At 42.9% G+C, this 14,872-nt stretch carries 12 protein-coding genes; 9 read left to right on the top strand and 3 right to left on the bottom strand.

Annotation, left to right across the window (positions count from 1 at the left end; genetic code table 11):
* Positions 1–37 precede the first annotated feature (37 nt).
* Complete coding sequence (locus V7L29_RS20235; protein ID WP_334736613.1) at positions 38–745, top strand: DevA family ABC transporter ATP-binding protein; 708 nt, start codon at positions 38–40, stop codon at positions 743–745.
* Positions 746–833: 88 nt separating this feature from the next.
* On the opposite strand, the gene V7L29_RS20230 is transcribed toward V7L29_RS20235, so the two are convergent.
* Both V7L29_RS20230 and V7L29_RS20225 read right to left on the bottom strand, forming a co-directional pair.
* Positions 834–1,139, bottom strand: a complete 306-nt coding sequence (locus tag V7L29_RS20230; protein ID WP_334736612.1) for a hypothetical protein — start codon at positions 1,137–1,139, stop codon at positions 834–836.
* Between the two features lie 449 nt (positions 1,140–1,588).
* Positions 1,589–2,410 (bottom strand): hypothetical protein, encoded by an 822-nt coding sequence (locus tag V7L29_RS20225; protein WP_334736641.1) that lies wholly within the window; start codon positions 2,408–2,410, stop codon positions 1,589–1,591.
* Between the two features lie 104 nt (positions 2,411–2,514).
* On the opposite strand from V7L29_RS20225, the gene V7L29_RS20220 reads away from it, so the two are divergent.
* The 7 genes from V7L29_RS20220 (at position 2,515) to V7L29_RS20190 (ending at position 10,584) form a co-directional block, all read left to right on the top strand.
* Entirely contained in the window at positions 2,515–3,312 is a 798-nt protein-coding gene (locus tag V7L29_RS20220; protein WP_334736611.1) for an HAD family hydrolase, read from the top strand.
* 50 nt (positions 3,313–3,362) lie between these two features.
* Entirely contained in the window at positions 3,363–4,103 is a 741-nt protein-coding gene (locus tag V7L29_RS20215; protein WP_334736610.1) for a Uma2 family endonuclease, read from the top strand.
* A 266-nt stretch (positions 4,104–4,369) separates the two neighbouring features.
* Positions 4,370–5,164, top strand: coding sequence for a 30S ribosomal protein S2 (gene rpsB / locus V7L29_RS20210; protein WP_334691230.1), 795 nt, complete (start codon positions 4,370–4,372; stop codon positions 5,162–5,164).
* Between the two features lie 224 nt (positions 5,165–5,388).
* The gene (gene tsf / locus V7L29_RS20205) at positions 5,389–6,333 is read left to right on the top strand and encodes a translation elongation factor Ts (protein WP_334691217.1); all 945 of its coding nucleotides are present in this window, start codon (positions 5,389–5,391) and stop codon (positions 6,331–6,333) included.
* A 186-nt stretch (positions 6,334–6,519) separates the two neighbouring features.
* Positions 6,520–7,383: a hypothetical protein gene (locus tag V7L29_RS20200; RefSeq protein WP_334691216.1), complete on the top strand. Its 864-nt coding sequence runs from the start codon at positions 6,520–6,522 to the stop codon at positions 7,381–7,383.
* Between the two features lie 112 nt (positions 7,384–7,495).
* Complete coding sequence (recG, locus tag V7L29_RS20195; protein WP_334736609.1) at positions 7,496–9,970, top strand: ATP-dependent DNA helicase RecG; 2,475 nt, start codon at positions 7,496–7,498, stop codon at positions 9,968–9,970.
* Positions 9,971–10,236: 266 nt separating this feature from the next.
* The gene (locus tag V7L29_RS20190) at positions 10,237–10,584 is read left to right on the top strand and encodes a hypothetical protein (RefSeq protein WP_323202785.1); all 348 of its coding nucleotides are present in this window, start codon (positions 10,237–10,239) and stop codon (positions 10,582–10,584) included.
* A 154-nt stretch (positions 10,585–10,738) separates the two neighbouring features.
* Here V7L29_RS20190 and V7L29_RS20185 read toward each other — a convergent pair whose 3' ends face one another.
* Positions 10,739–11,680, bottom strand: a complete 942-nt coding sequence (locus tag V7L29_RS20185; RefSeq protein ID WP_334736640.1) for a glycosyltransferase family 2 protein — start codon at positions 11,678–11,680, stop codon at positions 10,739–10,741.
* Between the two features lie 517 nt (positions 11,681–12,197).
* Here V7L29_RS20185 and V7L29_RS20180 point away from each other — a divergent pair.
* Positions 12,198–14,516 (top strand): PhoX family protein, encoded by a 2,319-nt coding sequence (locus V7L29_RS20180; RefSeq protein WP_334736608.1) that lies wholly within the window; start codon positions 12,198–12,200, stop codon positions 14,514–14,516.
* Positions 14,517–14,872: the final 356 nt, after the last annotated feature.

Here is a 14,872-nt window from a genome sequence, read left to right as displayed (position 1 = left end):
TACGTCTTGTAACTGCTAATTGATAGCTAAGAAAACTATGATGAAAGAACCTGTAATTGCCATTAAAAGTCTCAATCACTACTATGGCAAAGGCGCATTGAGAAAACAGATATTATTTGATATTAACCTAGAAATTTATTCTGGTGAAATTGTAATTATGACCGGACCATCAGGTTCGGGTAAAACAACATTACTGAGCTTGATTGGTGGTTTGCGGTCTATACAAGAGGGAAGTTTAAAATTTTTAGGTGAAGAACTATTTGGCGTCAATCAAAACAAACTGGTGCAGATGCGACGCAACATTGGTTATATTTTCCAAGCTCACAATTTGCTAGGGTTCTTGACAGCGAAGCAAAATGTGCAAATGGCGGTAGAATTGAATGATAATATTTCTCAAACAGAAGCAGTGGCTAAATCAAAAGCCATCCTGGGGTCTGTTGGTCTAGAAGAAAGAATTGATTATTACCCAGACAATCTTTCTGGTGGACAAAAACAAAGAATTGCGATCGCCCGCGCCTTAGTGAATCGTCCCCCACTAGTGCTAGCAGACGAACCAACAGCTGCATTAGACAAGCAATCTGGACGCGATGTTGTAGAAATAATGCAGAGCCTGGCCAAAAATCAGGGAACTACTATCTTGTTAGTGACACACGACAACCGCATTTTAGACATAGCTGATCGCATCATAGAAATGGAAGATGGTCTTTTAACCCGTAATTTCCCTAATACAGTTATTGGGTCATGATTGGAAAGTGAGAAATCACAACTCATAACTAAGCTCAGACAATAAACATAGGAGTAAAGATGACGTAGGCACAATTCATAAATTGTGCCTACCGGGGACTGTTGAGACTTGGGGACAAGGCGATCGAAGTCTCAACAGTCCCCTTGGGGCAAAAACGCTCAAGGGTTTCAAGCCCCCACCAAGTAGCGCGACTCAATCCCACTTCGCCCAATTTGCTATCGCTGGTGTAAATGCCGTCATCGAGGATTTCAAAGCCGTACTTTTCACATTCGTTGAAAATCTGCACCATGATTTCATTACTAGTAGTGGCAGGTATTTCTGTTTGGGCAGGTGCGGTGGGTTCGTTGAGTGTTCCGTCTTGGTGATGCCAACTGATGTAGTGATTGCATCTCATCCATCTGTTTGCGCGGAATTTCTCTGTGCCGTTCACCATCACTAGCCCAGTTGGGTTGAATCATCGTCGTGAGTGATGGTGACTATCAGTTCTTTACCCGCGTAGATTTCATGATCGTAAAACGAGATTTCTACTGTTGTCAGTGGTTCACGCGAACTAGATGAATGATTAATCTTGTTTATAGTTTTCCATTCGTGAAAGATTAAGGTTATATCTCATTTGTCAAGCTTCAGACAAAGGTTTGATATTGAACATATGCCAAAACGGTTCAGACGCTATGTACAATACTGATGATTTCATCTTTTGTCAGCCAGAAAGCAAAATATAATTTTTATTTATGAATACACGACTTTTAGTACTTGTGTTCGCCTTCGGAACAGTTGGCGATCGCACTTCTGGAAAAAACTTTGTGATCTACTGAATATAGATAGATCTGCACTCTGAAGCTATTATTGTCTAGCCGAGCCTGATTTTTTCATTCCAGTTGACTTTGGCTGAGTTGGGGCATTTGGTTGGCGACTAGTGCGAAAAGTCACATTTACGCCTTCATTCGATTGCTCCAGCACCAGTAGAGGCGTAGGTTTAGCCTTTTGATCCCAATGCATGGTAGCAATCCGACCTTGAATTATTGGTTGCCAGCTATCCTCGTCTTCTATGGGGCTTAGGTAAGTTTCTATACAGTCAATAATTTGACTAATAGTAGCAGAACTTGCTTGCGTCGGTAACTTCATTAACCGGATTTGAATGCGAAACAGCACTCGCTTGGCAGAGTTCCCTGGACTACCAGTCTCATACTCTACATCAAAAATTTCATCTACTTGCCGTCCTGTGCTATTAGCAATTCCGACTGAACCAAGTTGTGCTTGATTTGGACGCAGGGCTTGAGAAACTTTATCTTTAATCTGAATCTTCACTTGATTAAGGATTGCAAAATGAAACACCTCCTCTGACATCCGCATTCGCAGATAATCCAGGTTAAAGTCCCGTGAGTTCACCAAATCAGGATTAGTTTCCATTTTGCGAATTGTTTCCAGCGCCAGCTTAAATTTTTTCTCTAGTTCTCGTGCCCGGAATTGTTCAAACTTAAGTTTTTTCTCCAGCTTATTCATCTGGAGCTTACTATACACAATTAAAGCAATCATCGCTAAAGCCAGTCCTCCAGAAGTTACCACCAACAAAGGTAGTATTTGAGGATTACTTGCTGGCACTTCCTGGGATGCCTTTTTAGTCTTTGTCCCGGAGGATTGGGCAAGAAACATCGAAGTGGACATGGTTGAAAACTGAAAAACTTGACTCCTAATGTTTAGGATGCCCAAATCTTCAATGCCATCTTGCTGTATCATTAATATTTTTTACAGCTTTTTACAAACCGCATATGTCCAGACATTTGAGCCTCCTTACCCTGTCTGAGGTTTCATCTACTTGCCTGAGCAATATTCGTCTGATAGCCACAGATATGGATGGCACCCTGACTAGACGAGGAAAATTTACTTCCGCACTACTGCAAGCTTTAGAGGATTTAGCAGCAGCTGACATTAAGGTGCTGATTGTCACAGGACGTTCTGCTGGGTGGGTGAATGGATTGAATAGCTTGATGCCAGTGGCAGGTGCTATGGCAGAAAATGGTGGTTTGTACTTTCCGCCTGGGAACCAGAAACCAGTAGTCTTAACACCCATTCCCGATTTAGCTAAACATCGCCAGCACTTGGCTACAACTTTTGAGAATTTACAAACTAAATTTCCCCAAATCCAAGAATCTGTTGATAATCGCTTTCGCGTCACCGACTGGACTTTTGATGTAGCTGGTTTGCGTCAAGACGAACTACAAACCCTAGACAATCTCTGTGAACAAATGGGTTGGGGATTTACCTATAGCAATGTGCAGTGTCACATTAAACCTCAAGGACAAGATAAAGCTGTGGGATTGTTACAAGTATTGCGCGAATATTTGCCTGATTATTCACCAGAACAAATTGTTACTGTGGGCGATAGTCCTAATGATGAAAGTTTATTTGATCGGCGTTATTTTCCTGTTTCTGTAGGCGTGACAAACGTGCTGGAATATGTGAATCAGTTGAAATATCACCCTGCTTACATTACTACTGCTGCCGAAGGGGAAGGATTTTGTGAGTTATCTAGTTATATTTTGAAAAGCTTGCACATCTCAAGTTAGGGAGAAATAGAGTTGTTCTACAATAATCTCGTAGCACTGATTTTACAACCATGACGGCTACTCTAAGAGTTGGTATCGAATCAGAAATCTTCTATCCCAGTGCTGATGGTCAACCAGTGGCAGAAACCTATGACCACCTTTATGCCTTACTAACTACTTTGGAAGTTCTGAAACAGTATTTGGCAAATCGTCAGGCAACAGTATTGGGAAATCAATTTCTTTATTATGCACAGGGCTTTCCCAAGTTGCGCGTAGCCCCAGATGTGATGGTGATTTTTGATGTTGCACCTGGTGGTCGGGACAACTATAAAATCTGGGAAGAGGGTCAAGTACCCATAGTTATTTTTGAAATGACATCCTTTGGTACTAAGGGACAAGATGAAATCTTCAAAAAGACTCTCTATGAGCAGCTAGGTGTCAAGGAATACTGGCTATTTGACCCTAAAGGCGAGTGGGTGGAACAACAGTTACGTGGCTATCGCCTGCGGGGAGAAATCTACGAACCCATACAGGATGGACGCAGTGAACTGCTACAACTACGCTTGGTGATTGAGGGAAGGTTAATTGGGTTTTATCGAGAGGATACAGGGGAAAAATTACTCATCCCTGATGAACTGCTACAGGTTTTACAGCAGGAAGTTTTAGCAAGACAACAAGCAGAAGCACTGGCAGAACAAGAACGCCAAAGAGCAGAACAAGAACGCCAACGAGCAGAACAGGCAGAATTGCAGATAGAACAGTTAAAGGCAAGGTTGCGATCGCTCAATATAGATCCCGATACTATTCAGTAACACGCAGGGTGTAATTCCAGAAGTTGCTATAGCTCAGAATAATTGCTCTCATTAGTGGCGTGGCTTGGTGGACATTTTGCAGGTTTTTGGTTATATCTCAGCTCAATGCCAGGGAACCCGCTCACACCACTAAAAACCGCTATAACTCTTCGGAATATGCTAACCTAGTATGGTTAACTAATCTCGCACATCTAAGAATTCGGGTGTTTCTCAGTTGGGAAATACGCTTGGATGGAGGTTTAACCCGAATCGGAGTTAGAAAATATATGCCAGTCGTTTCATTGGCTCAAATGATGGAGTCAGGGGTTCACTTTGGGCATCAAACCCGGCGTTGGAACCCAAAAATGTCTCCTTACATTTACACTTCCCGCAATGGTGTACACATCATTGACTTGGTGCAAACTGCCCAGTTGATGGATAATGCTTACAACTATATGCGATCGCACGCAGAACAAGGGAAGAAATTTCTTTTTGTCGGCACCAAGCGGCAAGCAGCTGGAATTATTGCCCAAGAAGCCAGCCGTTGTGGTTCCCACTATATTAACCAACGCTGGTTGGGCGGAATGTTGACCAACTGGGCAACCATCAAAACACGGGTAGACCGTCTGAAAGATTTAGAACGCCGTGAGGAAACTGGCGCACTAGATTTATTACCGAAAAAAGAAGCATCAATGCTGCGTCGGGAAATGACGAAGCTTCAGAAATACTTGGGCGGCATTAAAACAATGCGGAAAGTGCCCGATATCGTGGTCATTGTAGACCAACGCCGGGAATATAACGCAGTTCAAGAATGCCAAAAGCTGAATATTCCTATTGTGTCTATGCTAGATACAAACTGTGACCCAGATGTAGTAGATATCCCCATCCCAGCAAACGACGATGCTATCAGGTCAATTAAGCTGATAGTCGGAAAATTGGCGGATGCCATTTATGAAGGTCGTCACGGTCAGCTGGATGTTGAAGAGGATTACGAAGATTACGATGGCAGTGAGTATGACGAAGACTACGAAGAGGGCGAGTACACTGATGCCTTAATTCCTGATGAGGAAGAAGAGGAATAAGTAAAGCCGGGGTGAAGTAAGTGTCCGACGGAGGGCGGTGGCTGGCAGAGTAGCAGTAAGCCGCCCTAGCCTGCGACAAATCGTAGGCAAAGGTGGAGGCGAAAAAACTTATGTCTCATACTTTTGTACTTGATTATTTTTTCTCCCCCAGCCCTGAGTAAGATAGAAATACTCAACACCCGTGAGCGATTACAACTCGAGGTCAAGTTAGGAATTGAGGCAACATGGCGGAAATATCTGCAAAACTCGTCCAAGAGCTACGCCAAAAAACTGGTGCTGGCATGATGGACTGCAAAAAGGCCCTGAAAGAGACTGATGGTAACATAGAAGAAGCTGTAGACTGGCTACGGAAAAAGGGCATCGCTTCGGCGGGAAAAAAAAGCGATCGCATTGCGGCAGAAGGCCTAGTAGACACTTACATTCAGCCTGGTGGCCGGGTGGGTGTACTCATAGAAGTCAACTGCCAAACCGACTTTGTTGCTCGTAACGAGGCTTTTAAAGCTTTAGTTAAGAACCTAGCAAAGCAAGCAGCGACTGTTGATAGTGTTGAGTCTTTGTTGGCTCAACCTTATATTGATAATGAAAGCGTGACTGTAGAAGAATTCATCAAGCAAACCATTGCTACGCTCGGTGAAAATATCCAAGTGCGTCGCTTCATCAATTTTGTATTAGCAGAAGGCGCCCAAGGTGTAGTAGACAGCTACATTCACACTGGCGGTCGAGTTGGTGTATTGGTAGAACTGGGTTCCCAAACTGAGGGGGTGGCAGCTAATCAAGAGTTCCAAAGTTTGGCACGAAACACTGCAATGCAAGTTGCGGCTTGCCCAAATGTAGAGTATGTGAGCGTAGACCAAATCCCTAGCGAAATTGCCCAAAAGGAAAAAGACATTGAAATGGGCAAAGATGATTTGGCGAACAAGCCAGATAACATCAAAGAAAAGATTGTTCAGGGACGGATTGAAAAACGCCTGAAAGAATTAGCTTTGCTCGATCAGCCTTACATTCGCGATCAGAGTATTTCCGTGGAAGACTTGGTGAAGCAAGTGAAAGCGCAATTAGGCGAAGAGATTCAAGTGAGTCGGTTTGTCCGCTATATATTGGGCGAAGGCATTGAAAAGCAAGAAAGTAACTTTGCTGAGGAAGTCGCTGCACAAATTGGCAGCAAGTAATATTAGTTAGGAGTAGTCCTAACTGCTTAAAGGACAGGTCAAGCAAATAGCCTGACCTGTATTTTCTTATTAGAGACACGAAATATCGCATTTAATTTAAAATTTAAAATCCTCTGGAAAGTTATCCTCAAATAAATTCGTACATTTGTACTATGTAATAGTTCACATGGGCAAGAACGAAAAGATATGGCAAGAGCAATCGAGCGAATTGAACGGGATATTGCAGCACTGAAAGAAGCGATTCGGGCGATCGCAGTAGAACTACAAAGCGCTTATGCTAGTTATCTAAACACCTTGGGGCTAGCTGTACGAAAACAGTTGATTCTGGCCAGTTACCACCTTTGTACTCAGGGGTATCCCGAAAACTTTCTACATTTATCATTGAATCAGCGCCAACAATTACAACAAGCCATCCGCAAGTTGGGTCTACTGGCATCTGAGCAATTGCTCACTTGTATAAAAAGTGAGGAAGCAGGGGGAAATGAAACAAAAAGAACAGATGAAGGAGAAGGGCAAGATGGGGGAGATGAGGAAGTAACATCCTCCTCATCTCCTCTGATACTGGGCACACCTACCTCTGAGCCTCTTATCCTTGACAGTTCTAGTCCTATAGAACTGGTAAAATGGCAACAGAACTTAGAAGAGGTCACGCAAGAGATACTGAAAAAACTTTCGCATGATGCTAATCTTTTATTACAAAAAACTGAGATATTACCCAAGAAATTACCAGAACCAATTTTAGCAGCAGCAGCAGCGGCAGCATCAGAAGCATCTGCCGAGGTAATGCCAGGGCCACCCAACTTATTAAACTTGGTAATTGAAATTGAAAATGAGCAGCAGTCAGAAGATTCTGGACTGACGCAAATTATGGCTATTAACCTGCGGTTAGGAGAAATTGAATTTGCTGATGTAACACTCTCGTCTGAGCGCAGGCAAATCCGCAGTATCTTAGTTCAGCTAAACAAGCTAGGACGAGAGTATCAAAAAAAACATCGAGAACGAGCAATCGCTGAAGCTGAAGCTGCATGGCGTGCTAGTTGGTTTGAATAAAGTTATGAGTTATGAATTATGAGTTATCAGTTGTGAGTAATTTATTCCTAACTCTTAACTTTTGACTCCTAACTCTTCACTCCTCACTCCTAACTCCTAACTCTGCTGACCAATGACTAATGAAAAACCAGACTGGATACGATTGCACAAAGCTTTAGCAATAGAAGCCGAACATGGCTTTACAGACTTGGTGGGCAAACAGTACCGCTTCAGTGAATTTCTTAGCCTGACTTTGGGCAAATTCCCAGCAGGCTTGCCGCAAACTGAACGCCGCCGTTGGCAAGGACTAGCAGTGCAATTTGCTAGTTATCCACATTTAGGACTGGAAGAAAGACAACACTTAGTAGCAGAAACTCGGAGGTATCTCTCCCAACTACAGCAGGGGGAGCAGGGGGAGCAGAGGAGCAGAGGAGCAGAAGAGCAGAGCAAAAAAATCCAAAATCCAAAATCTCCAATTGTTGCTGAGGTGAGTCGGAGGCTTGCCCCGAAAATTGAGCAAAAACTTCGTGATTTACCAGAAATAGGCTTCAAAAAAGCTGATAATTTGGCACGGCTTGGTTTACATACCGTCCGCGACCTGCTTTTCTACTATCCCCGTGACCATATTGATTATGCGCGTCAGGTGAATATCCGCGAGTTACAGGCGGGTGAGACGGTGACAATAGTGGCTACAGTGAAGCGTTGCAACTGCTTTACTAGCCCCAAGAATCAGAAATTATCAATTTTAGAACTGATCGTAAAAGATAACAGCGGTCAAATCAAAATTGGTCGTTTTTACGCAGGTACGCGCTTTAGCAGTCGCGCTTGGCAAGAAAGTTTAAAACGCCGTTATCCAGTAGGTAGTATTTTGGCGGCGTGTGGGTTGGTGAAAGAAAGTAAATACGGCTTGACACTGGATAATCCAGAACTAGAGGTTTTAGCAAATCCGGGAGATACGATTGAGTCGCTGAATATTGGGCGGGTGGTGCCAATTTATGGACTGACTGAGGGCGTGATGGCGAATACAGTGCGACAGGCGGTAATTGCTGCTTTGCCCGCTGCAACTCACCTGAAAGACCCTCTGCCAAGTGGTTTGCGACAAAAGTATGGTTTGATGGAATTGAAAGATGCGATCGCTAATATCCATTTTCCCAGTGATAGCGCCGCCCTACAAGTTGCCCGTCGTCGCCTAGTCTTTGATGAATTTTTCTACCTACAACTTGGTTTACTGCAACGTCAACAGCAAGCAAGAGCGATTCAAACCAGCGCCATCCTCGTCCCACGAGGTCAACTTGTGGAGAAATTCCACGAAATACTGCCTTTTCAACTCACTGGCGCACAGCAACGAGTTCTCAACGATATCCTCAACGACTTGCAGAAACCTGTACCAATGAATCGTCTGGTGCAAGGTGATGTCGGTTCTGGTAAAACGGTCGTCGCTGTGCTGGCTATCCTCGCAGCAATTCAATCTGGCTACCAAGCGGCGCTGATGGCTCCTACAGAAGTTTTGGCAGAACAACATTATCGCAAGTTAGTTAGCTGGTTTAACCTGCTGCATTTACCAGTGGAATTACTGACAGGTTCCACTAAAACTGCTAAACGAAGACAAATACATTCTCAGCTAGGAACTGGTGAATTACCTTTATTAGTGGGAACCCATGCCTTGATTCAAGACCCCGTAAACTTCCAACAACTAGGATTAGTGGTGATTGATGAGCAGCATCGTTTTGGGGTAGAACAACGGGCGCGTTTGCAGCAAAAAGGTGAGCAACCCCATGTATTAACTATGACAGCTACCCCAATTCCCAGAACCTTAGCACTAACGATACACGGGGATTTGGATGTGAGCCAAATTGATGAGTTACCACCAGGACGGCAAAAAATTCAGACAACAGTATTGTCAGGTCAGCAACGCAACCATGCTTACGACCTCATTCGCCGAGAAATTGCCCAAGGTAGACAAGTTTACGTGGTTTTGCCGTTAGTGGAAGAATCAGAAAAACTGGATTTGCGATCGGCTGTTGACGAGCATCAAAAATTACAAGAAAGCGTTTTTCCCGACTTTCAAGTAGGGCTGCTGCATGGTCGTATGAGTTCAGCCGAAAAGGATGAAGCAATAACCAAATTCCGCGATAATCAAACGCAAATTTTAGTTTCTACTACCGTTGTTGAGGTCGGTGTAGACGTACCTAATGCTACAGTAATGCTCATTGAAAATGCAGAGCGATTTGGCTTATCACAACTGCACCAACTGCGAGGGCGTGTCGGTCGAGGCGCGGCTCAGTCTTATTGTCTGTTGATGAGCAGTTCTAGGAGCCCTGATGCTCAACAACGGTTGAAGGTATTGGAACAATCTCAGGATGGCTTTTTCATCTCCGAAATGGATATGCGTTTTCGTGGCCCAGGGCAAGTACTGGGAACTCGTCAATCTGGAGTGCCAGATTTTACCTTAGCGAGTTTGGTTGACGATGAGGAAGTTTTATTTTTAGCGCGGCAAGCAGCGGAAAAAATTATAGAGATGGATGTTACTTTAGAGCGTTGGTATTTGATGAAAGAAGAATTGAAGTATCGGTATGAGCGGTTAATGGGTGGGGCGATTTTGACATAATATTATAATAATTCTGAAGTAGAGGACTAACCCGCCTTAACCATCCCTTAACCCGCATAACCCTTTGATTCCCTGTAGCGATCGCTTTGGGGAATTGTGATTTAGTGGGGTTATCTCAGTAGAAAATCGCGTTATTTGTATCAGGTTTGTAGTGCTAGCGATAAAATAATTTAACTATCACGCCGCCCTAAAAACAATATTTATCGGTGTTTGAGGATATTGAATTAAAGGAGAAAGTAAAATTGTAGGAGTTCAACACAAGGAAAATGACTGATACACCTGAATATTTCCCTAATCGAATAGACCGTATTGAACAAATAATCTTGGGGTTGGCTGAAAGACAAACTAGTACACAAGAACAATTAGACAATTTAACCATTAGACAAGCTAACACACAGGCACAACTGGATGAACTAAGCCAAGAAATGAGAGAGCTAACCAGTAACGTTGACCGTGTTTTGGGTCGTAGTGCGATTTTGGATGATGTGTTACTTGAATTACGTGATAGCCATGAACAACATCAACGTAATTTTGAAGAACATCAGCGCACCACAAACGCTGCATTACAAAGTCTTGAGTCAATATTGTTGCAGTTGATCAGAAATAATTCTTGAGATGCGATGGTAAGAGTTAACGACCGCAGGTAGCGTGTAAGACAGGGTTAGCGCGTCTCAAAGCCTATTGACAAGCGGACTTGCTTGATCTAGCAATCAGCTTGGAAACAAAGTGGCACTATCCGAGCTAGGCTCTGCACTCCTCACTATTCAATCATGATACTTGCTGCATTTCGGCATAAGCTTGATAAACACCCTTCACGTTGTACCAGTTGAGAAAAATTCGAGCAATTTCTAAAGCCAATTGCGGTTTACCTAAGTTAATTAGCCATTGCAATAACGGAGCCATTGTCCGTTCATTTAGCGTGCCATTGAGTGAAAGAATACCCCAAAGTAAGCGATGCAACCAAGTCATTTGAATCATCATTCGCACTTCCCATATAGGATGCTTTTGATAAAACAAAACTCCCATACGTCCGCGTTGAATTTCTTGGTCAATCAATCGTGGAACTTGCTCTAAGTTAAATGGTGGATGCCAGTGATAGCCGACTGCTCCTGGACATTTAATTAGTGTCAAACCTAGTTTTTTCAGCCGCACACCTAATTCTAAATCTTCCCAGCCATAGAGTTGGAAACTGGTGTCAAAAAGTCCAGCTTTCTCTAGCCAATGTTTAGGGATTGCTACATTTCCAGTAGCAAAAAAAGCTGCTGAAAAATCTGTTACTTTGTAAGGTTCAGCCGTTGGATTATCGAAATTACAAGTATTAATAACTGCACCGTAAGTGAAAAAGCGATCACTCCTTAATTTCTCCTGTCCCTGCATTAGTGCATCCGCATGAGCTTGCAGGAAATTTTCCAACACCACTAAATCGCTATCAATAAAGATAATTGTATCTCCCAGCGCCTGTTCTACCCCCAAATTCCGAGCTGCCGCTGGGCCAGCATGGTCTTGCTGAAACCATTGCACATGGGGAAACTCTTCTTTGTGTTCTGCCAACCACTCCAATGTGGCATCAGTAGAACCATCATCCACCAAGACAATCTCGTAATCAGTAACCGAACTTGGCTTACTCAACTCTTGCACCTCCAAAGCACGGAGGCACTTTTCTAAAATCGGTTGGCGATTATAAGTCGGTATCACAACGCTGAAAAACACAGTCTCACCCACAACACTATTTACCCATCTCCAGGATAGGACAGATGCGACGCTGACACTGTTCCTTACTTAATTCTGGTTACGGAAATGGTGAATCTGCCGATAATGCAAGATTTCTTGGGCACTGAAGAATAGGTATATAAATTTACTATGTTAAAATCTTAAAAATATAGATTTTTGTATATCTGTTAAAGATTATTTTGCTTCGACAGTTACAAGTATTTATGCTTAAAGCCATATTACTTTTTTCAAGACTCTTTTTTCGTAAAGAATAACAGTTGATAAATTCTAATTAATCAGGATATAACCTGTTGTTAAATTTTATTGATTATATTTTAGAATGAACTTAGTAAATTTCATGCATTTAAATAACTTAGATAGCAAATAATCTATTTTTCATAGCAAGTTATCTAATATTCAAAACGTCAAAAATTTCACGTAAATACTAATGGCTTTTTCTATTAATAACTAAAGTTTGTCTGTACTAAATTTTTCTGATAAAAATAGAGGAAGTTTGATGTCTACATTGAGCCGGAGACAACTTTTAATGTTTTTTGCAGGCAGTGCTGGTGCTGCTGTATTGGGAGACAAAATTTTAGATGGTGTTACCAGCATTGCAGAAGCAAAAACTAAGCTACTAAGCTTTACACCAGTGCGCTTACCTCATCCCCTACCAATTTATAAATACCAAAAGAATTTCTTGCCAACAGGAATCGGTCAGGGAAAACTAGAAAATGCATCTGCGGATGTTAAGTTAAGTAGCTACAACGTCATTGATGATCTGGTAGTGCCGCCGGAGTACGAACGTTATGTAATTGCAAGTTGGGGCGATCGCGTGTTTCCCAACAAAGATGATTATTTCGGCTACAACTGCGATTACACCGGTTTTGTTCCCATTGGTAGAACCAACGATGTCGGCTATTTGTGGGTTAATCACGAATATGTTAGTTTCCCTTTTTCTGTCTTAGCACCAGGAACTCCCTCTGATGTAAAAGCATCACCTGATGCATTCCAGCAGGTGATTGGGTGGGCTTTACCCTCCACTAAAAATATTGAAGTAGAAGGGGAATTTTTATATAACCAAGGCGGATCAATCATTCGCGTCTCTCGCCGTAACGCCAAGAAGCATTTTGCTGTGGTCAGCAATGATCCGAAAAATCGCCGCATTCATGGTCTTTCTGGATTGAAAATTAATAGCCAACGGAATGATGGCTACAAAAACATTACTTCTTGGGGAAGTCGCAGCCATCAGCAAGGTGACCAAAACTATTTAATCAGTACAGGCCCAGCTGCAACTGAAGTATTTAACCTTAGTTCCGATAAACTTGGTAACAAAATCATTGGTACTGCCTACAACTGTTCTGGTGGTACAACTCCTTGGGGAACTATTTTATCTGCTGAAGAAAACTTTCAAAGTAGTGTCACAGAAACAGTTAAACCTGATGGAACTCAGACAGATTACACGAAAGATACTATAGGTAAGACTTTTGGTTTAGTTGGCGAAAAATACGGCTGGATTGTCGAAATTGACCTCGTAAATCCGAATTGCCGCCCTCGCAAGCACACTTGGTTGGGTCGTTTCCGCCATGAAAATGTCGCCATCCGCGCTAAAGCAGGCAAGAAATTAGTCGCCTATATGGGTGATGACAGACGTGGCGGACATACCTGGAAATTCGTCAGTAAAGGTACTATTTCCTCACTAACTAGTAAAGCTAACAGCAGTTTGTGGGAAAGTGGTACTTTGTATGTTGCCCGTTACAACGCAGACAAAACAGGTAGATGGATACCGTTACTTTTAACTACTGCTACCAATCCAATTCCACCATCGGTTATTTCTTCTCAAGAAGGTAACGTCTTGGAGAAAAAAGTGAAATTTTTACCACTACCGAGACGCAATGGCGTTGCAGGTCAAACAGAAGACGGCGGTATCTTTAAATGCGATCGCACCAACGAAGCAAAAACACTGCCTGATTATAAAAATAAGAAGCTATCTGACTTCTACCCCACCCAAGGCGCTGTTCTCAGTGATGCTTTCTTAGCAGCAAACTTGGCCGGAGGAACACCTACAGCCCGTCCAGAAGATTTAGAAGTGCATCCCTTCACCAAAGAAGTGTTCATCTCCTATACCGATGGTGCGCCAGGAAGCGACGGTTATCCAGATTCGCGGATTTTCCAAGTTGCTAAGGTAAGTACTGATGTCAATGCCACACAGCAGTCAGGCGGACTATACAAAATTATTGAAGATAGTGCCGATGGTACAGGTTTAAGCTTCCGTTGGGAAAGATTTGCCCAAGGTGGAGAAGCCGGATCGGTTGATGGTGCTGGTTTTGCTAATGTCGATAACCAAGTGTTCGACAATCAAGGTAATGTTTGGGGTGTGACAGATATGGCTACCAACACTCACAACGGTTTTGACATTGGTGCAGCTGGTACTCCAACCACCATAGATCACAAAATTAATGGTGATGTTTCTAAGTTTACAGGAGTTTTTGGTAATAACTGGCTGTTCTTTATCCCCACCAGTGGCGCAAATGCGGGACATGTAGTGCCGTTTGCCTGTGGGCCAGTGCGTTGCGAGATGACTGGACCAACTTTTGTGGAAGATACGTTGATTCTTTCAGTACAGCATCCTGGTGAAGATTGTCCGATTAATGATGGCACAATTCTGAGTCGCGACATTGAATTACTGAATTTAAATGGTACAACATTCAATCAGGTTCGCACTGTACCTCGTGGCAGTAGTTGGCCTAGTAACATCAATGGTCAACCTACAGGTGTCCCCCGTCCATCTGTAATTGCTATCCAGCGGAAAAATCGGACTGGCAGTTTTGTTTAGCATTTTCTATGCGTGTAAAGAAGTTAGATGACAACTTCTTTACATTGAAATTATCGCAAAAATAGGTGCTTTAGAATTTAAAATCACCAAGCTAAACCGTTTAGTTGAAAGCTTGTTACAATTTTAAAGACTGACTCACTACAGCATTTCATTAATTCATAGCAAATTAAAGAAAGGCAATACCTTGCAATGCCAATGCATCCCTCTGCAATGTTAATGCATCTGCTGCATTGTTAATGCCTCCCCCTGCAATGCCAATGCATCCCGATACAATGTTAATGCGTGCCCCTGCAATGCCAATGCATTCCCTCCATTAAAAACGCTACGCTTTTACGGAAAACTGTACTTAGTACAGC

This window comes from Nostoc sp., assembly GCF_036916575.1.
GTDB lineage: Bacteria > Cyanobacteriota > Cyanobacteriia > Cyanobacteriales > Nostocaceae > Nostoc.
This window is presented reverse-complemented; position numbering and strand designations above follow the sequence as displayed.